Source organism: Sphingobium sp. BYY-5 (assembly GCF_022758885.1).
GTDB lineage: Bacteria > Pseudomonadota > Alphaproteobacteria > Sphingomonadales > Sphingomonadaceae > Sphingobium.
The window spans coordinates 236,808-251,077 of the sequence record NZ_JALEBH010000001.1 but is presented as its reverse complement, the minus strand read 5'-3'; the positions used below and the strand labels follow the sequence as shown (position 1 = coordinate 251,077).

Below are 14,270 nucleotides of genomic sequence, written 5' to 3'. Positions count from 1 at the left end.
GCGCATAGCTCATAAAAGCTGAAGGCTGTTCCCCGGCGCAGACCGGGGCCAGTTCAGGCCACAGAGATTTCGGCGACAGTTGCCCAATTACACCAAACTCACTCCGTCCTAGGCGTAATCCGTATCCTCCCCTCGCGCATGACCGCCCGTACCTGCTCCAATAGCTTCCCCGGTATCTTGCCATAATAGGGCGACCCGTCTCCGCCTTGCACGGGCCGCACATCAGGTCCCGGCCAGATGAAGCGGTTGACCTCGCTCGCCACGATCCAGCATCGCGCATCGTCCAGTCCCAGATGCCGCTTCACCGCCATCGGCATTTCTACAAAACCGCTGGCCTCGCGTGGCGGCTGCGTCGTCACCGGCGCTACATAGACCTGCAGCAAATCACCTTCGGTCACTGCCGCCAGCACGACAACGACCGGTCGGTCCTTTACGCCCTCGTCCCGCCCTTGCGCTGCCTCCCGTTCCCACAAATAGGAATAGGACAGAACGTCAGTCGGCTGCGGGATCGTCCATGAGCTGGTTGAGCGCACATGCTTCTTCGGGGATTTCGGCATTGAGGATGGCATCGAGCGTTTCGTCATCTAGGTCTCTCGTCAAAATGACCTGACGATCCCGACGCAGGAGGCGCTCATATTCGTCCAACGACAGCATCACGACCCGCGTGACGCCATGCCTCTGAATACCCACTGGACGAAGCATCGCCTCATCAGTGTAGTAGCCGAATTTACCAGCCACATCCTTCGCCGAGACCGCCAAAAGCGGCTTGCTCGCCATCATTAACACTCCTTTTCTTTAAATTCAAGATAATCCGTATTTTAGCCATAGTCAATAGTTATAATATTGCGCGATAGAATGGCTATGGCGACTATTTGCGGAATTTCGGAATGAACTCCCACCATAACGAAGCGATCCCGCCTCCCTCAATCGACACCATCCTACATCCCTGATATCCTCCACCCCATGACCAAGCTAACCCCCATCGAGTCCGAATTCGCGACGACGCAGGAAGCGGAAGCCTATGACGCCTGGTTCCGCACAGAGGTCGAGGCGGCGATGGCATCGGACGAACCCGACATCCCGCATGACGAAGCCATGGCAAGGATGCAGGCCATCCTCGACAGGCGCAAAAGCGTCGACGGACGCAAGACCGCTTAGGGCTGCCGGTCGTCTGGAAGTCGAAAGCGCTGCGAAAACTCGAAAGCATCATCGACTATATAGAGGCACGCAATCCGGCGGCGGCCGAACGTATCGGCGCCGCGATCCGCCACGCGGCCGATCGTCTGCCCGACCATCCTTATATGCACCGCCCCGGCCGCGTCCCCGGCAGGCGGGAAGCGATGGCCCATCCCAACTACGTCCTCATTTACCGCGTCAAGGCTGACGCCATCCAAATATTGGCCCTCCACCATACCCGCCAGCAATACCCCTGACCCTCCCTGTTCCCCGGCGCAGGCCGGGGAACTACCAAGCCTGACCGAACGCCCCCAAACCGTTCCCATTTTGTTCTGTCCTACACGCCCATAATCTGCCTACCCTCCCGGCAAACCCCTCAGCCGGAGGCACGCAGACCCATGTCCTATCATTTCCCCGACCTCCCCACCCCGGAACCGCAGGTCCGCGTCGACGGCTGGAGTCCCGCGCGCCAGCGCCGCTTCCTCGAAACACTCGCGGCGACCGGCGTCATCCGCCTCGCCTGCGAATCCGCGCTCATCACCTCGCGCGCGGCCTATAATCTGCGCATCCGCCGCGACGGCGCCGCCTTTCGCCTGGGATGGGAAGCGGCCGTCCTCATCGCCCGCGCGCGCCTGGCCGACACGCTGCTGTCCCGCGCGATCCTGGGGCAGGAGGAGGTTATCCGCCGCGACCCCGACAATTATGAAATGACCCGCCATCGCCACGACAACCGGCTCGCCATGTCGATGCTCGCCCGGCTCGATCGCATGGCGGACAATCCGGCGGAGGGCAGCGACGCCGCGCTCGCCCGCATCGTGGCGCAGGATTTCGTCGCCTTTCTCGACATGATCTGCCCGGAGGATGTCGCCATGGCGGAGGCCGAGCGCCTCGACCTGCCCCGACCCGGCCAGGAACCCATGGCCCGCACCATGGACGATGCCCGGATGCTCGACGGCGGCGCGCCCGACATGCCCGAACCGGTCGAGGACGCCACTGCCCAGGCTATGGCGTCCAGCCTCTCTCCCGGCGCATCCGTCGCCCTCTTCATCGCCGCCCGCATGGCGCTGCGCAACTCCGCCCGCGCCCCTGAAAATTCGCAGATTTCCGTCGCCGATGAACGGTGTGAACTTCGCACCCCGCCGGTGGTCCGCGCGACCCTTCCGCCCGATGAGGCCGCCGCCCAACTGCGCGGCATCTGGTGGGAAGAGGGTCGGGAGGTCTGGCGCACCGACTATCCCGCCCCGCCCGGCTTCGACGGCGAGGAAAGCCAAGAGATCTACGACGTCGACGATTATGAGCGCGACCTGACGCCGGAGGAGGAAGCGGCGGTCGCCCTGCATGAGGAAGCCGAACGCCGTCCCTATGAGGATGCCGCCGCCCGCGCCCGCGACGTCTTTTTCGGCTTTGCCGGGGAAGAGGAAGCGGAGGCGGACGCCCAAAGCGAACCGGGATAAGGCGACAGCAGGCCCGCCGCGACAGGATCGGCGCGCCTCCAGCAGCCCATCGGCCCCGCGATCACCCCGCGTTTGCTATTCGCGCGCCGATGGCCTATATGGAGCGAGCTATAGTCGCAAATCGATGGTCTTCGGCGCTTTGCGGCACCTAATATCCTTCTTTCCCTGCCCCTCTAGCAACCCGGCGCGTCCACACGGGATGCGTCGCATTGTAAAGAAGGAAATCTACCATGAGCATCGTCGGAACCGTCAAATTCTTCAACGCCGACAAGGGTTATGGCTTCATCGCTCCCGATGACGGCAGCCCGGACGCGTTCGTTCACATCTCCGCCGTAGAGCGCGCTGGCCTCGCCACGCTGCGCGAAAAGGACCGCGTCTCCTATGATCTGGAGCAGGACCGTCGCGGCAAGATGGCGGCCGTGAACATCGCCCACGCCGAATAAAGGCTTGCGGGGCGGCGGCCTGTCGCCGTGCGCCCCCTTGTCATATTGGCCCGCGCCGCGCCCTGTGGGCATCGCGGCGCGGGCCGGTCGGGCGCCGCTTGCCGGTGGCCGGCCTTTCTCGGGAAGAAGGATCATCGTCTTGGCCAATCCCGACTATCGCGCCCTCGCCGCCAAGGCCCGCGGCGAAGCCGACGCCGCCACGCTGGATAATGTCCGCGACCGCTGTCTCCGCTCCGAAGCCGCTTTCCTCGCCATGGCCCAGCGCCAGGATCTGGGCGACGCCAACCGCGCCCGCCGCGAACGGGGCGAAGACGTGCCCGCCGGCGAAGCATAAGGCATAGGCCGCCGCACGCCCACGTCGCTCCGTCGCGCCGTTCCTGCCCCTCTGCGGAACCCGCCGCCGCGCCGCCGGTTATCGCTCCAACCTGCAACAAGGAGCATGTCATGATCCGCACCCTGATCTTCGGCGCCATCGCCGGCTATGTCGGCAAGAAACTCTACGACCAAGGCAAGCTGACCGAGTTCAAGAATGATCTCGTCACCCGCTACAACCAGGCCAAGGAAAGGCTGGAGGATCAGGTCGAAAACCCCAGCCACCCGACCCGCCCCCTCAATTAATACCAAGTTGCAGAGAGAATGACTCAGCAAAATCGGCTGGTTGTTCCCCGGCGAAGGCCGGGGAACAGGTCGCTATGGGTTCCCATCGATCCATCCTAGTATGACATCCTTCAACGCGCCTGCTGGTCACATAAAATTGTTACCCAGACGCAACTATTCCGCCGTTGCGGGGTTGGCCCGCTGATAATGTTGAGGGAAAGAAGGAGAGTCCCTGTGCGCAAACCGATCCTCGCCATCGCTCTTGTCGCCATGCTACCGCTGGGCGCCTGTGCTTCCGACAATTATGGGGGTGGTTATGGCTATGACCGTCCCGGCAACAATTATGACGGCCAGTCGCGGCGATATCGGCGCGACCGCGACCGGGACCAGAATTATCACCCGCGCCGCCAACTGGGCGACAATGACCAGATCTACCGCGACCGCGACGGCCGCTATTATTGCAAGCGCGACGACGGCACCACCGGCACCATCGTCGGCGCCATAGCGGGCGGTGTGCTGGGCAATGTCATTGCACCGGGCGGTTCGAAAACGCTGGGCACCATCCTAGGCGGCGCCGGCGGCGCGCTGGCCGGCCGGGCGATCGACAAGAACGACGTCCACTGCGAATAAAAGCATTTTCAAGTCAGATGGATACATCTGGCGGCTCGGAAAATGAAAAAGGGCGCGGGATTTTCACCCCGCGCCCTTTCCTATTCCATACCGCTGGCTTACAATTTTTCGGTAAGCTCCGGGACGATCTTGAAGAGGTCTCCGACCAGGCCGATGTCGGCGACCTGGAAGATCGGCGCATCCTCGTCCTTGTTGATGGCGATGATGGTCTTGCTGTCCTTCATGCCGGCCAGATGCTGGATCGCGCCGGAAATGCCGATGGCGATATAGACTTCGGGCGCAACGATCTTGCCGGTCTGGCCGACCTGATAGTCGTTGGGCACATAGCCCGCATCGACCGCCGCGCGCGACGCACCAACCGCAGCGCCCAGCTTGTCGGCCAGCGGGAAGATGGTCGCCTCGAACGTCTCGCCGTCCTTGAGCGCCCGGCCGCCCGACACGATGACCTTGGCGGAGGTGAGTTCGGGACGCTCCAGCTTGGCGATCTCGGCGCCAACGAAGGAGGAGATGCCCTTATCCCCGGTCGAAGCCACGGCTTCCACCACAGCCGAACCGCCTTCGGCCGCCGCCTTCTCGAAGGCGGTGCCGCGCACCGTGATGACCTTCTTGGTGTCCTTCGACCGGACGGTCGCAATCGCGTTGCCGGCATAGATGGGGCGCGTGAACGTATCCTCGCTCTCCACCGACAGGATGTCACTCAACTGCGCGACGTCCAGCAGGGCCGCGACCCGCGGTGCGATATTCTTGCCGTTGCTGGTGGCCGGCACGACGAAGGCGTCATGATGGCTCATCAGTTCGACCACCAGCGGCGCGATATTCTCCGCCAGCGCATGACCGAAAGCAGCGTCATCAGCGACATGGACCTTGCCCACACCGGCGATCTTGGCGGCCTGGGCAGCGACCCCGTCGACGCCCTGCCCGGCGACCAGCAGATGCACTTCGCCCAGCTTCGCAGCGGCGGTGACGGCGGAAAGGGTCGCATCCTTGACCGCGCCGCCCTCATGTTCAACCCATACCAGAGTCTTCATTGTCTTAAATCCTCTACCACCGTTCGGGCTGAGCCTGTCGAAGCCCTGCACTTCCTCAAAAGAAGAACAGCCCTTCGACAAGCTCAGGGCGAACGGAAATAAAACTTACCCAGCGACGCCCAGAGCCTTGAGCTTCGCCACCAGTTCATCGACATCGGCGACCTTGACGCCGGCCGATCGCTTGGGCGGTTCGGAAACCTTGAGCGTCTCCAGACGCGGCGCGATATCGACGCCGTAATCGGCGGGCGTCTTGGTCGCCAGCGGCTTGGCCTTCGCCTTCATGATGTTGGGCAGCGACGCATAACGCGGCTCGTTGAGGCGCAGGTCGGTGGTCACGATCGCCGGGATGTTGAGCTTCACCGTCTCCAGCCCGCCATCGACTTCGCGGGTCACGCTGACCTTGTCGCCCTCAACCTCGACCTTGGAGGCGAAGGTGCCTTGCGGCAGGTTCAACAGCGCGGCAAGCATCTGGCCGGTCTGGTTGCTGTCGTCGTCGATCGCCTGCTTGCCCAGGATGATGAGGCCAGCGCCCTCCTCTTCCTGCACCTTGGCCAGCAGCTTGGCGACGCCCAGCGGCTCCACGTCAGCGCCAACATCATCCGGCGTCTGGATCAGGATCGCCCGGTCCGCGCCCATCGCCAGCGCCGTGCGCAACGTTTCCTGCGCCTTCGCCACGCCGATCGACACCGCGATCACCTCGGTCGCCACGCCTTTTTCCTTCAAGCGAATGGCTTCTTCGACCGCAATCTCGTCAAACGGGTTCATGCTCATCTTCACGTTCGCCAGCTCGACGCCCGTCCCGTCCGCCTTCACACGCGGTTTCACATTATAATCTATAACCCGCTTCACGGGCACAAGGATCTTCATCTTCAACATCCTCCTTATCAACGCCAGCACGGGCGCGGGCAGCCCGTTTCCGGACCACCCGCACCCTTTGGTGTCTGGTTCAGGCGAAAGAGCCGATCAGGCTGCTTTCCTCACTTCCGCCACGATCTTCTTGGCCGCATCGCCCAGGTCGTCCGCCGGGACGATCGCCAGGCCCGAAGCCGCGAGAATATCCTTGCCCTGCTGGACATTGGTGCCTTCCAGGCGAACCACCAGCGGAACCGACAGGTTCACGTCCTTGGCGGCGGCGACGATGCCCTCGGCAATGATGTCGCACTTCATGATGCCACCGAAGATGTTGACCAGAATGCCCTTCACCGCCGGGTCCTTCAGGATGATCTTGAAGGCTGCCGTCACCTTCTCCTTGGAAGCGCCGCCACCGACGTCCAGGAAGTTGGCGGGGAATTCGCCGTTCAGCTTGATGATGTCCATCGTCGCCATGGCCAGGCCCGCGCCGTTCACCATGCAGCCAATATTGCCGTCCAGCTTGATGTAGGCCAGGTCATATTCGCTAGCTTCGACTTCCGCCGGGTCTTCCTCGGTCAGGTCGCGCAACGCAGCGATGTCCTTGTGACGGAACATGGCGTTGCCGTCGAAGCCGACCTTGGCGTCGAGCACCAGCAGATTGCCCTGCTCGGTCAGCGCCAGCGGATTGACTTCGATCTGCTCGGCGTCGGTGTCGAGGAACGCGGCATAGAGCGATGAAGCAACCTTCGAAGCCTGCTTGGCGAGATCGCCGGTCAGGCCCAGCGCGGCAGCGATCGAACGGCCATGGTGCGGCTGGAAACCGGCGGCGGGATCGACCGAGAAGCTGTGAATCTTTTCCGGGGTCGAGTGGGCGACCTCTTCAATGTCCATGCCGCCTTCGGTCGACACGACGAAGGCAATCCGGCTGCTGGCGCGGTCGACCAGCAGGGCCAGGTAGAATTCCTTGGCAATGTCGGCGCCGTCGGTGATGTAGAGGCGGTTGACCTGCTTGCCCGCATCGCCGGTCTGGATCGTGACTAGCGTGTTGCCCAGCATGTCGGCCGAATGCGCCTTCACCTCGTCCAGGTTGAAGGCCAGGCGGACGCCGCCCTTCGCTTCGGGGCCCAATTCCTTGAACTTGCCCTTGCCGCGGCCACCGGCGTGGATCTGCGACTTCACGACATAAAGCGGCCCAGGCAGCTTCTTGGCGGCCTCGACGGCTTCCTCGACCGAGAAAGCGGCGTAACCAGCGGCGATCGGCGCGCCATATTTCGCCAGCAATTCCTTGGCCTGATATTCGTGGATGTTCATGGGGCTGGCCCGTCCTTTTGCGTTGAACCTGATGTCCAGCGGCTAAGCACAGGTGAAATGACGGCGCCAGCAGATTTTGCAAAATCACTTTGCAAAATTGCAAAACCGTTGCGGGCAACGGCCCCGGATTATTGTGAAATCGGGATCACAAGCTGCACTTCAGAACCGCTTTGCTCGTCACCCGAGATATCTCCGGATCGTCCAGCGCACGCAGCTTGTAGAGCCATTCATCCTTGCTCAGCTTCTCGCTGTGAGACTTGCGGAGCGACGCGATCGACTGCAGCTTGCGCAACTGGTCGATACTCAGGCGGCTGGCCATCCGTTCCGCCATACACCCCGCCATATGCGGCGAAAGTCCAGCCTCCAGCAGTTTCGCCCGCAGCCGCGATTCGGGCGACAGGCCGGAGCAGGACGCCAGAAGCATCGACAGGGAAAGCAGGCCGACGGCGGCACGAAAAGAAATGGTGGTCATGCCATCATTCATGCCAAAACATGCCTGAACACAACCTAAATGCGGATGCGCCGATAGGGAGCCGACAATGGGCAGGTTTTTCGCGACATTCTCTCACCGGATCGCCAGTTGGACCGGTCAACCGGCCGCCTTCATCCTCGCCGTCGCGGTCGTCCTGCTGTGGCTCCTCACCGGGCCGCTGTTCCACTATTCGGATACATGGCAGCTCATCATCAACACGGGCACGACCATCGTCACCTTCCTGATGGTGTTCCTGATCCAGAATGCGCAGAACCGCGACGGATCAGCCATCCAGGCCAAGCTGGACGAACTGATCCGGGCCGTGGAAAATGCACGCAACGATTTTATCGGCATCGAACATCTGACCGAAGCCGAACTGGAACGCATCAAACATGTTCTCGAACAGGAATGCGGCGACGACGAAGCCCATCACCATGCGATCGAACGTCTGCTCCAGCGACGCTGACCATCCCCGTCCATCAACGCCACACCCCTCAATGGGCGGGCACGATCAGCCGTTCATTTTCCCTGCGGTAAGCGTCGATCCGATCGGTATAGCTGCGCGCCAGACTCTCATAAGCCACGCGCCCCTCCCGCGAAGGGCTGGCCTGCGCGCGGATCAATGACATTTGCTGGCGATGCAGCAGGTAGTTGACATCCATCTCCATGCTCATCTCGCCTCCTCGCTTATTGCCGTGAGATTGGTCGATGAACCGGCTATGCGAGTCGCACGCATAGCGGCGAGTTGAACTTAACATAATCGCACGGCTGCGCGAATAGCCTATTACGCCGGATGTTCGGCATGGTGCGGCCGGCGGGCGACCAGGCGCAGGACCGCATAGCCGATCAGGGCCGAAAGCAGGGATCCCATCAATACGCCCCCTTTCGCCTCCTCCACCAGCAAGGGTTGGCCGGGGAAAGCCAGAGCGCCGATGAAAAGGCTCATGGTAAAGCCAATGCCGCACAACATGGCCATGCCATAGACCTGCCCCCAACTGGCGCCGGCCGGCCGTTCGGCGATACCAAGCCGCACCGCTGCCCAGATCGCCCCGAATATGCCCAATTGCTTTCCGACAAACAGCCCAAGCGCCACGCCCAGCGGCAGGGGCGCGATCAGCGCCGCGAACATGGCCCCGTTGAGCGTCATTCCGCCATTGACGAAGCCGAACAGCGGGATGATGGCATAGGCGCTCCAGGGATGCACCGCATGTTCCAGCCGGTGCAGCGGACTATCCTCCGCGTCGGGCGCGCCGGGCGTGCAGCGGATCGGCATCGTCATGGCGGCGAGCACCCCGGCCACCGTCGCATGGACGCCCGACAGCAACGTCAGATACCAGAGCAGCACAAAGCCGATCAGATAAGGGGCCAGCATCCGGACGCCTGCGCGGTTGAGACCATACATAACCGCCAGCACACCAGCCGCGCCCGCAAGCGCGACCAGGTCCAGGCCATGGGTGTAGAACAGGGCGATGATCGCCACCGCCCCCATATCATCGACGATCGCGACCGCCGTCAGGAACAGTTTGAGGGAGGCAGGCGCACGATCGCCGAGCAGCGCCAGCACGCCGATCGCAAACGCGATGTCGGTCGCAGCGGGGATGGCCCATCCGCTGGACAGGCCGGGCTGCGCCATCGTAACCGCCAGATAGACGATCGCCGGAACCACCATCCCCGCCCCGGCAGCCAGGATAGGCAGACGTCTCCGGTCCCAGGTGGACAGGCCGCCATCGAGGAACTCGCGCTTGATCTCAAGCCCGACGACCAGGAAGAAGACCGCCATCAGGCCGTCATTTATCCACAGATGGACGGTCATCGGACCCAATTTGGGCGACAGGGTCGGCCCCAATTCCATATGGATCAGGTCATGATAGAAATGGCCCGCCATGCCGGGCAGATTGGCGAACAACATCGCCAGGCCGGCGGCCAGGATCAGCAGCATCGCGCCGCCCGCCTCGCCAGTCAGAAAATCCCGCAGTGCAGAAGATGGTCGATGCTTCATCCGAAATAGGTCCCTTCTGGTGCATAAGGACGCCAAGGGGCTTGGAAGCGGCAGAGGCCGATGGCATCCTCTCTCGCGATCGGGCACGGGGGTCAAGCCTTTGGGGGACATGCTGGTTGCGGCACTCGCCGCGCTGCATCACGAACTGCTGCTGTTTGCAGCCGTCGGCTTCGCCCTTGGTGGCATTGACGATGTCCTTGTCGATCTCCTGTTTCTTTTCCGCAAAGCCTGGCGCGACCTCACCATCTATGCGCGCCATCCTCGGATGACGACCGCAAGCCTGCCCGTTTCCTGCAACCCCGGCAAGATCGCCATCTTCGTACCGGCCTGGCAGGAAGCGACGGTGATCGGGCCGATGCTGCACAATGCGCTCAGCCGCTGGGGCGCAGCGCATTATCGCATCTTTGTCGGCACCTACCCGAACGACCCGGCAACGATCAACGCCGTTGCGACATGCGCGGAAAGCGACCCCCGCCTGACGCTGGCCGTCAACAACCGTGAAGGCCCCACGACCAAGGCCGATTGCCTCAACCTGCTCTGGCGCGCGATGTTGGCCGAAGAGGAGGCTGGCGGTTTCCGCTACAAGGCGATCATACTCCACGATGCGGAGGATGTCGTCCATGCCGACGAGATCCGCCTGTTCGACTTCATGATCGACCGTTTCGACCTGGTGCAACTACCCGTGCTGCCCCTGCCCGGCCGTGGCGGCTGGTTCGCCCGTGCCATCGCCAATCATTATGGCGATGAATTTGCAGAGAGCCATGGCCGGCTCCTGATTGTCCGGGAGGCGCTGGGCGCTTCGGTTCCGTCAGCCGGGGTCGCCTGCGCCTTCGAACGGAACGCGCTGGCGGCTCTGGCGCACGATCCCGCCTATGGCCCGTTCGACCCGTCCTGCCTGACGGAGGATTATGAAGCAGGCCTGCGCATCCGCGCCATGGGCGGGCGCGGCGTCTTCGTCCGGATGCGCGACGCCGCCGGAGAATTGGTCGCGACGCGCGAATATTTCCCCGACAGCATCCAGGCAGCGGTCAGGCAGAAGGCACGCTGGATAGTCGGCATCTCGCTCGCCGGATGGGATCGCATGGGATGGCAGGGCGGCGTGGCCGAATGGTGGATGCGCCTGCGCGACCGGCGTTCCGCGCTCACCGCGCTGGTGCTGTTTGCCGCCTATCTGACCCTGTTGCTCTGGGTGGCGCTTTGGGCGATCGATCAGGTCTATCCACGCCCGACACAGCCCCTGCCTCCCTTCCTCACCAGTCTCCTCTGGTTCAATCTCGGCCTAATGATCTGGCGCGGGGTCATGCGCGTACTCTTCGTGACGCACGCCTATGGCTGGCGTTACGGGCTGGGCGCCATTCCGCGTACGGTGGTCGCCAACCTTGTCGCCATTCTGGCTGCCCGTCGCGCCGTCTTTCTCTATGTCCGCTCGCTCCTCGGCAAGCCGTTGACATGGGACAAGACACATCATCATTTCCCGGACCTGCGGACAGATCCATGACGGCGACCCGTAGCGGCCGGCCTCTGCGCTTCTTCGCGCTGCTGATGATCGGCTGGGTCGCGATCCGCCTTGCCGCCCAGCCAAGCATATCCGACGCACCGCTGTCTGCTATCGCTTCGCCCCGCCCCGTCGGCGTTTCCGCTGCTGCGCCTCCCTCAGCCCCCAAAATCGGGGCCAGCCCTACGCTTTTTCCTCACGGCGCGCGGCGGATGGCTCTGACATCGCATTCTCTCCCTACCCGGCTGCCCCTACCGGTGCTCCTCGCATCTCCGTCCACCCATCGAGGCGCGCCGCGCGTCTATGCCAGCCAGCATCATGCTATCGACACTATGAACAGCATTCCGTCCGCAATTCCCCGCCCGCTGTCCGTATGGCTTCCAGCACAGCCCAACCCCCGTCGTTGGCGCGGAAGCGCCTGGGCGCTCTGGCGGCCCGGCGACGCCAGCCGCGCCGACATCGCAACAGCGGGGCGGCTCGGCGGATCGCAGGCGGGGCTTCGCATCGACTATGCGCTGGCTCCAGGATCGCGCCGACACCCCGCCGCCTATGCCCGCCTCACCAGCGCACTCGAACGCCCGACAGCACCCGAAGCCGCCATCGGTGTCGCCATCCAGCCATTCCCCGCCCTTCCCGTCAGCTTTGCGATGGAACGCCGCATCAAACTGGCCGATGGCGCCCGCAACGCGATGGCCGTGCTGGCGGCGGGTGGCTTCGGCCCTACCCGGATCGCACCAGGCATCGATGCCGAAGCCTATGCGCAGGTCGGTCTGGTCGGCTTCCGCCGTCGCGATGCCTTTATCGACGGCAAGCTCTCGCTCCTGTCCCCCATCGCCCATACACCCCTCCGGGTCGGGGCGGCCATTTCCGGCGGCGCGCAAACGGGGATCGAGCGGATCGACATCGGCCCCGAAATCCAGCTCCGCCTCCCCCTGCCCAGCACGGCCGCCCGCCTCTCCATCGAATGGCGGGAACGGATTGCGGGGAAAGCGGCTCCCTCTTCCGGCCTCGCCGTCACCCTGGCCGCGGATTTTTGACCGACACCGCCCAAGCCGCCTTTATATCGCCGCGCTTTGCGACTAGGCCCTGAGAAGCCATGGATCTTTACCTGCCCATCGCCAATCTGTCGGTGAACGCGCTGGTCATCATCGGACTGGGCGGCGTGGTCGGACTGCTGTCGGGCATGTTCGGCGTGGGCGGCGGTTTCCTCACGACGCCGCTGCTGATCTTCTACGGCATCCCCCCTACCGTCGCCGCCGCCTCCGCCGCGTCGCAGGTCACGGGCGCCAGCGTATCGGGCGTCGTCACGCACATGTCGCGCGGCACTGTCGATTTCCGCATGGGCGGTGTGCTGATCGCCGGTGGCGTGGTCGGCGCGGGCCTTGGCGTCCTCATTTTCCGCCTGCTGCAGCATCTGGGGCAGATCGATACCGTGATCGGCATCCTCTACGTCGTGATGCTGGGCGGCATCGGCGGCCTGATGGCCAAGGAATCGATCCAGGCGCTGATCGCGCTCAAGACCGGGCAGAAGCCGCAAGCGCGCAAGCGGCGTCATCATCCGCTGGTCGCGGCCCTGCCCATGCGCTGGCGCTTCTACCGTTCCGGCCTCTATATCTCGCCCCTCGCACCGTTGCTGCTCGGCATGGCGACCGGCATCCTCACCATGTTGCTGGGCGTGGGCGGCGGCTTCATCCTGGTGCCGGCGATGCTCTATCTGCTGGGCATGACGACCCAGTCGGTGGTCGGAACGTCGCTGTTCCAGATATTGTTCGTGACCATGGCGACCACGATGATGCACGCCATGACGACCAAGGCCGTCGATCTGGTGCTGGCCATGCTGCTGCTGATCGGCAGCGTTACCGGTGCGCAGGTGGGCACGCGCCTTTCCATGACGATCCGGCCGGAATATCTGCGCATCCTGCTCGCCGCCATCGTCCTGCTGGTCGCGGCGCGCATGGCGCTCGGCCTGGGGTGGCGGCCCGACGAAATCTACACGATCGAGATTCACTGACGATGCGCCGTCCCTTCGTCCTGATGGCAGCAGCGCTGCTGCTCGGCGCGGCGGACGAACCGCAACTGGTGCCCGACGTGTCGCAGCGCGACGTGGAGATCCAATACAGCTTCACCGGCGCCGATCTGCTGCTGTTCGGAGCGATCGTCTATCCGGGCGGCGTACGGCCGGAAAAACCCGCCGATGTCGTGGTGGTGCTCAAGGGGCCGGACCAGTCGATCCTGATGCGCGAAAAGCAGAAGGTCGCCGGCATCTGGGTCAATGCCGATCGGGCGCGCTTCCAGTCGGCGCCCAGCTTCTATGCCATGGCCTCGTCGCGCCCGATCGACCGGATCGTCGATGAACGCACCGCCGCCATCTACGAACTGGGCGTCGACAAGCTGCAACTCTCACCCTCCTCGCTCAACGACAGCGCGGAACTGGACCGGTTCCAGGCCGGGCTGGTCGACCTGCGCCAGCGCGCCGGCCTGTTCGTCGAACGCCCCGGCACGCTGGAGATCACCGACGGCGTGCTCTATCGCGCGCGCCTGCCGATGTCGGCGCGCGTCATCGTGGGCGACTATACCGCCGAAACCTTCCTGGTGCAGGACGGCCGCGTCGTCGCTGCGGCCGTCCGCGACATCACCGTGCGCAAATCCGGCTTCGAGCAGTTCATGGCGGTGGCGGCCGAGCGCTGGTCCTTCTTCTACGGCCTGACCGCCATCCTCCTTGCGGTCGGCATGGGCTGGGCCGCCGGCGCCATCGCGCGACGGTTATAGGACCGATCGACATTCAGGTTAATGCGGAAGCCTCAGCCTCATTT

At 63.7% G+C, this 14,270-nt stretch carries 20 protein-coding genes; 12 read left to right on the top strand and 8 right to left on the bottom strand.

From position 1 onward, the window contains the following. Nucleotides 1-98: 98 nt before the first annotated feature. Nucleotides 99-533, bottom strand: a complete 435-nt coding sequence (locus tag MOK15_RS01270; protein ID WP_242929931.1) for a hypothetical protein — start codon at nucleotides 531-533, stop codon at nucleotides 99-101. Beyond that, the gene (locus tag MOK15_RS01265; protein WP_242929930.1) at nucleotides 493-780 is read right to left on the bottom strand and encodes a type II toxin-antitoxin system Phd/YefM family antitoxin; all 288 of its coding nucleotides are present in this window, start codon (nucleotides 778-780) and stop codon (nucleotides 493-495) included. The genes MOK15_RS01270 and MOK15_RS01265 overlap by 41 nt, the downstream gene beginning before the upstream one ends. A gap of 183 nt (nucleotides 781-963) precedes the next feature. On the opposite strand from MOK15_RS01265, the gene MOK15_RS01260 reads away from it, so the two are divergent. From MOK15_RS01260 to MOK15_RS01230, 7 genes are all read left to right on the top strand, one after another. After that, nucleotides 964-1,158 carry a stability determinant gene (locus tag MOK15_RS01260; protein WP_242929929.1) on the top strand — a complete coding sequence of 65 codons (195 nt, stop codon included), beginning with the start codon at nucleotides 964-966 and terminating at the stop codon, nucleotides 1,156-1,158. Nucleotides 1,159-1,160: 2 nt separating this feature from the next. Further along, nucleotides 1,161-1,433, top strand: a complete 273-nt coding sequence (locus MOK15_RS01255) for a type II toxin-antitoxin system RelE/ParE family toxin (protein ID WP_347567214.1) — start codon at nucleotides 1,161-1,163, stop codon at nucleotides 1,431-1,433. A 141-nt stretch (nucleotides 1,434-1,574) separates the two neighbouring features. Beyond that, nucleotides 1,575-2,630, top strand: a complete 1,056-nt coding sequence (locus tag MOK15_RS01250; RefSeq protein ID WP_242929928.1) for a hypothetical protein — start codon at nucleotides 1,575-1,577, stop codon at nucleotides 2,628-2,630. A 230-nt stretch (nucleotides 2,631-2,860) separates the two neighbouring features. Continuing rightward, nucleotides 2,861-3,073: a cold-shock protein gene (locus tag MOK15_RS01245; RefSeq protein ID WP_242929927.1), complete on the top strand. Its 213-nt coding sequence runs from the start codon at nucleotides 2,861-2,863 to the stop codon at nucleotides 3,071-3,073. Between the two features lie 139 nt (nucleotides 3,074-3,212). Further along, on the top strand, nucleotides 3,213-3,407 hold the full coding sequence (locus MOK15_RS01240; RefSeq protein ID WP_242929926.1) for a hypothetical protein: 195 nt from the start codon (nucleotides 3,213-3,215) through the stop codon (nucleotides 3,405-3,407). Between the two features lie 110 nt (nucleotides 3,408-3,517). Next, nucleotides 3,518-3,691, top strand: a complete 174-nt coding sequence (locus tag MOK15_RS01235; protein WP_242929925.1) for a hypothetical protein — start codon at nucleotides 3,518-3,520, stop codon at nucleotides 3,689-3,691. A gap of 213 nt (nucleotides 3,692-3,904) precedes the next feature. Further along, complete coding sequence (locus tag MOK15_RS01230; protein ID WP_242929924.1) at nucleotides 3,905-4,300, top strand: glycine zipper 2TM domain-containing protein; 396 nt, start codon at nucleotides 3,905-3,907, stop codon at nucleotides 4,298-4,300. 98 nt (nucleotides 4,301-4,398) lie between these two features. On the opposite strand, the gene MOK15_RS01225 is transcribed toward MOK15_RS01230, so the two are convergent. The 4 genes from MOK15_RS01225 to MOK15_RS01210 all read right to left on the bottom strand — a co-directional run bounded on the left by MOK15_RS01225 (nucleotide 4,399) and on the right by MOK15_RS01210 (nucleotide 7,963). Further along, nucleotides 4,399-5,328: an FAD-binding protein gene (locus tag MOK15_RS01225; RefSeq protein WP_242929923.1), complete on the bottom strand. Its 930-nt coding sequence runs from the start codon at nucleotides 5,326-5,328 to the stop codon at nucleotides 4,399-4,401. 105 nt (nucleotides 5,329-5,433) lie between these two features. Then, entirely contained in the window at nucleotides 5,434-6,195 is a 762-nt protein-coding gene (locus MOK15_RS01220; protein ID WP_242929922.1) for an electron transfer flavoprotein subunit beta/FixA family protein, read from the bottom strand. 96 nt (nucleotides 6,196-6,291) lie between these two features. After that, nucleotides 6,292-7,491 carry an ADP-forming succinate--CoA ligase subunit beta gene (gene sucC, locus MOK15_RS01215; protein WP_242929921.1) on the bottom strand — a complete coding sequence of 400 codons (1,200 nt, stop codon included), beginning with the start codon at nucleotides 7,489-7,491 and terminating at the stop codon, nucleotides 6,292-6,294. Nucleotides 7,492-7,636: 145 nt separating this feature from the next. After that, complete coding sequence (locus tag MOK15_RS01210; protein WP_242929920.1) at nucleotides 7,637-7,963, bottom strand: hypothetical protein; 327 nt, start codon at nucleotides 7,961-7,963, stop codon at nucleotides 7,637-7,639. 67 nt (nucleotides 7,964-8,030) lie between these two features. Between MOK15_RS01210 and MOK15_RS01205 the strand changes: the two genes are divergently transcribed. Further along, a complete protein-coding gene (locus MOK15_RS01205; protein WP_242929919.1) occupies nucleotides 8,031-8,429 on the top strand; it encodes a low affinity iron permease family protein in 399 nt (132 codons plus the stop codon). 28 nt (nucleotides 8,430-8,457) lie between these two features. Here the strand turns inward: MOK15_RS01205 and MOK15_RS01200 are convergent, their stop codons facing one another. Then, nucleotides 8,458-8,637 carry a hypothetical protein gene (locus tag MOK15_RS01200; RefSeq protein WP_242929918.1) on the bottom strand — a complete coding sequence of 60 codons (180 nt, stop codon included), beginning with the start codon at nucleotides 8,635-8,637 and terminating at the stop codon, nucleotides 8,458-8,460. 110 nt (nucleotides 8,638-8,747) lie between these two features. Then, nucleotides 8,748-9,962 (bottom strand): Na+/H+ antiporter NhaA, encoded by a 1,215-nt coding sequence (gene nhaA / locus MOK15_RS01195; protein ID WP_242929917.1) that lies wholly within the window; start codon nucleotides 9,960-9,962, stop codon nucleotides 8,748-8,750. A gap of 109 nt (nucleotides 9,963-10,071) precedes the next feature. Between nhaA and MOK15_RS01190 the strand changes: the two genes are divergently transcribed. Genes MOK15_RS01190 through MOK15_RS01175 form a run of 4 tightly spaced genes read left to right on the top strand, consistent with a single transcriptional unit; the run spans nucleotide 10,072 to nucleotide 14,226 of the window. Next, a complete protein-coding gene (locus MOK15_RS01190) occupies nucleotides 10,072-11,460 on the top strand; it encodes a glycosyl transferase family protein (protein WP_242929916.1) in 1,389 nt (462 codons plus the stop codon). Further along, a complete protein-coding gene (locus MOK15_RS01185) occupies nucleotides 11,457-12,494 on the top strand; it encodes a hypothetical protein (RefSeq protein WP_242929915.1) in 1,038 nt (345 codons plus the stop codon). Before MOK15_RS01190 ends, MOK15_RS01185 begins: the two co-directional genes overlap by 4 nt. A 59-nt stretch (nucleotides 12,495-12,553) precedes the next feature. Continuing rightward, complete coding sequence (locus MOK15_RS01180; protein WP_242929914.1) at nucleotides 12,554-13,468, top strand: sulfite exporter TauE/SafE family protein; 915 nt, start codon at nucleotides 12,554-12,556, stop codon at nucleotides 13,466-13,468. A 2-nt stretch (nucleotides 13,469-13,470) separates the two neighbouring features. Beyond that, entirely contained in the window at nucleotides 13,471-14,226 is a 756-nt protein-coding gene (locus MOK15_RS01175) for a TIGR02186 family protein (RefSeq protein WP_242929913.1), read from the top strand. The last annotated feature ends 44 nt before the right edge of the window (nucleotides 14,227-14,270 follow it).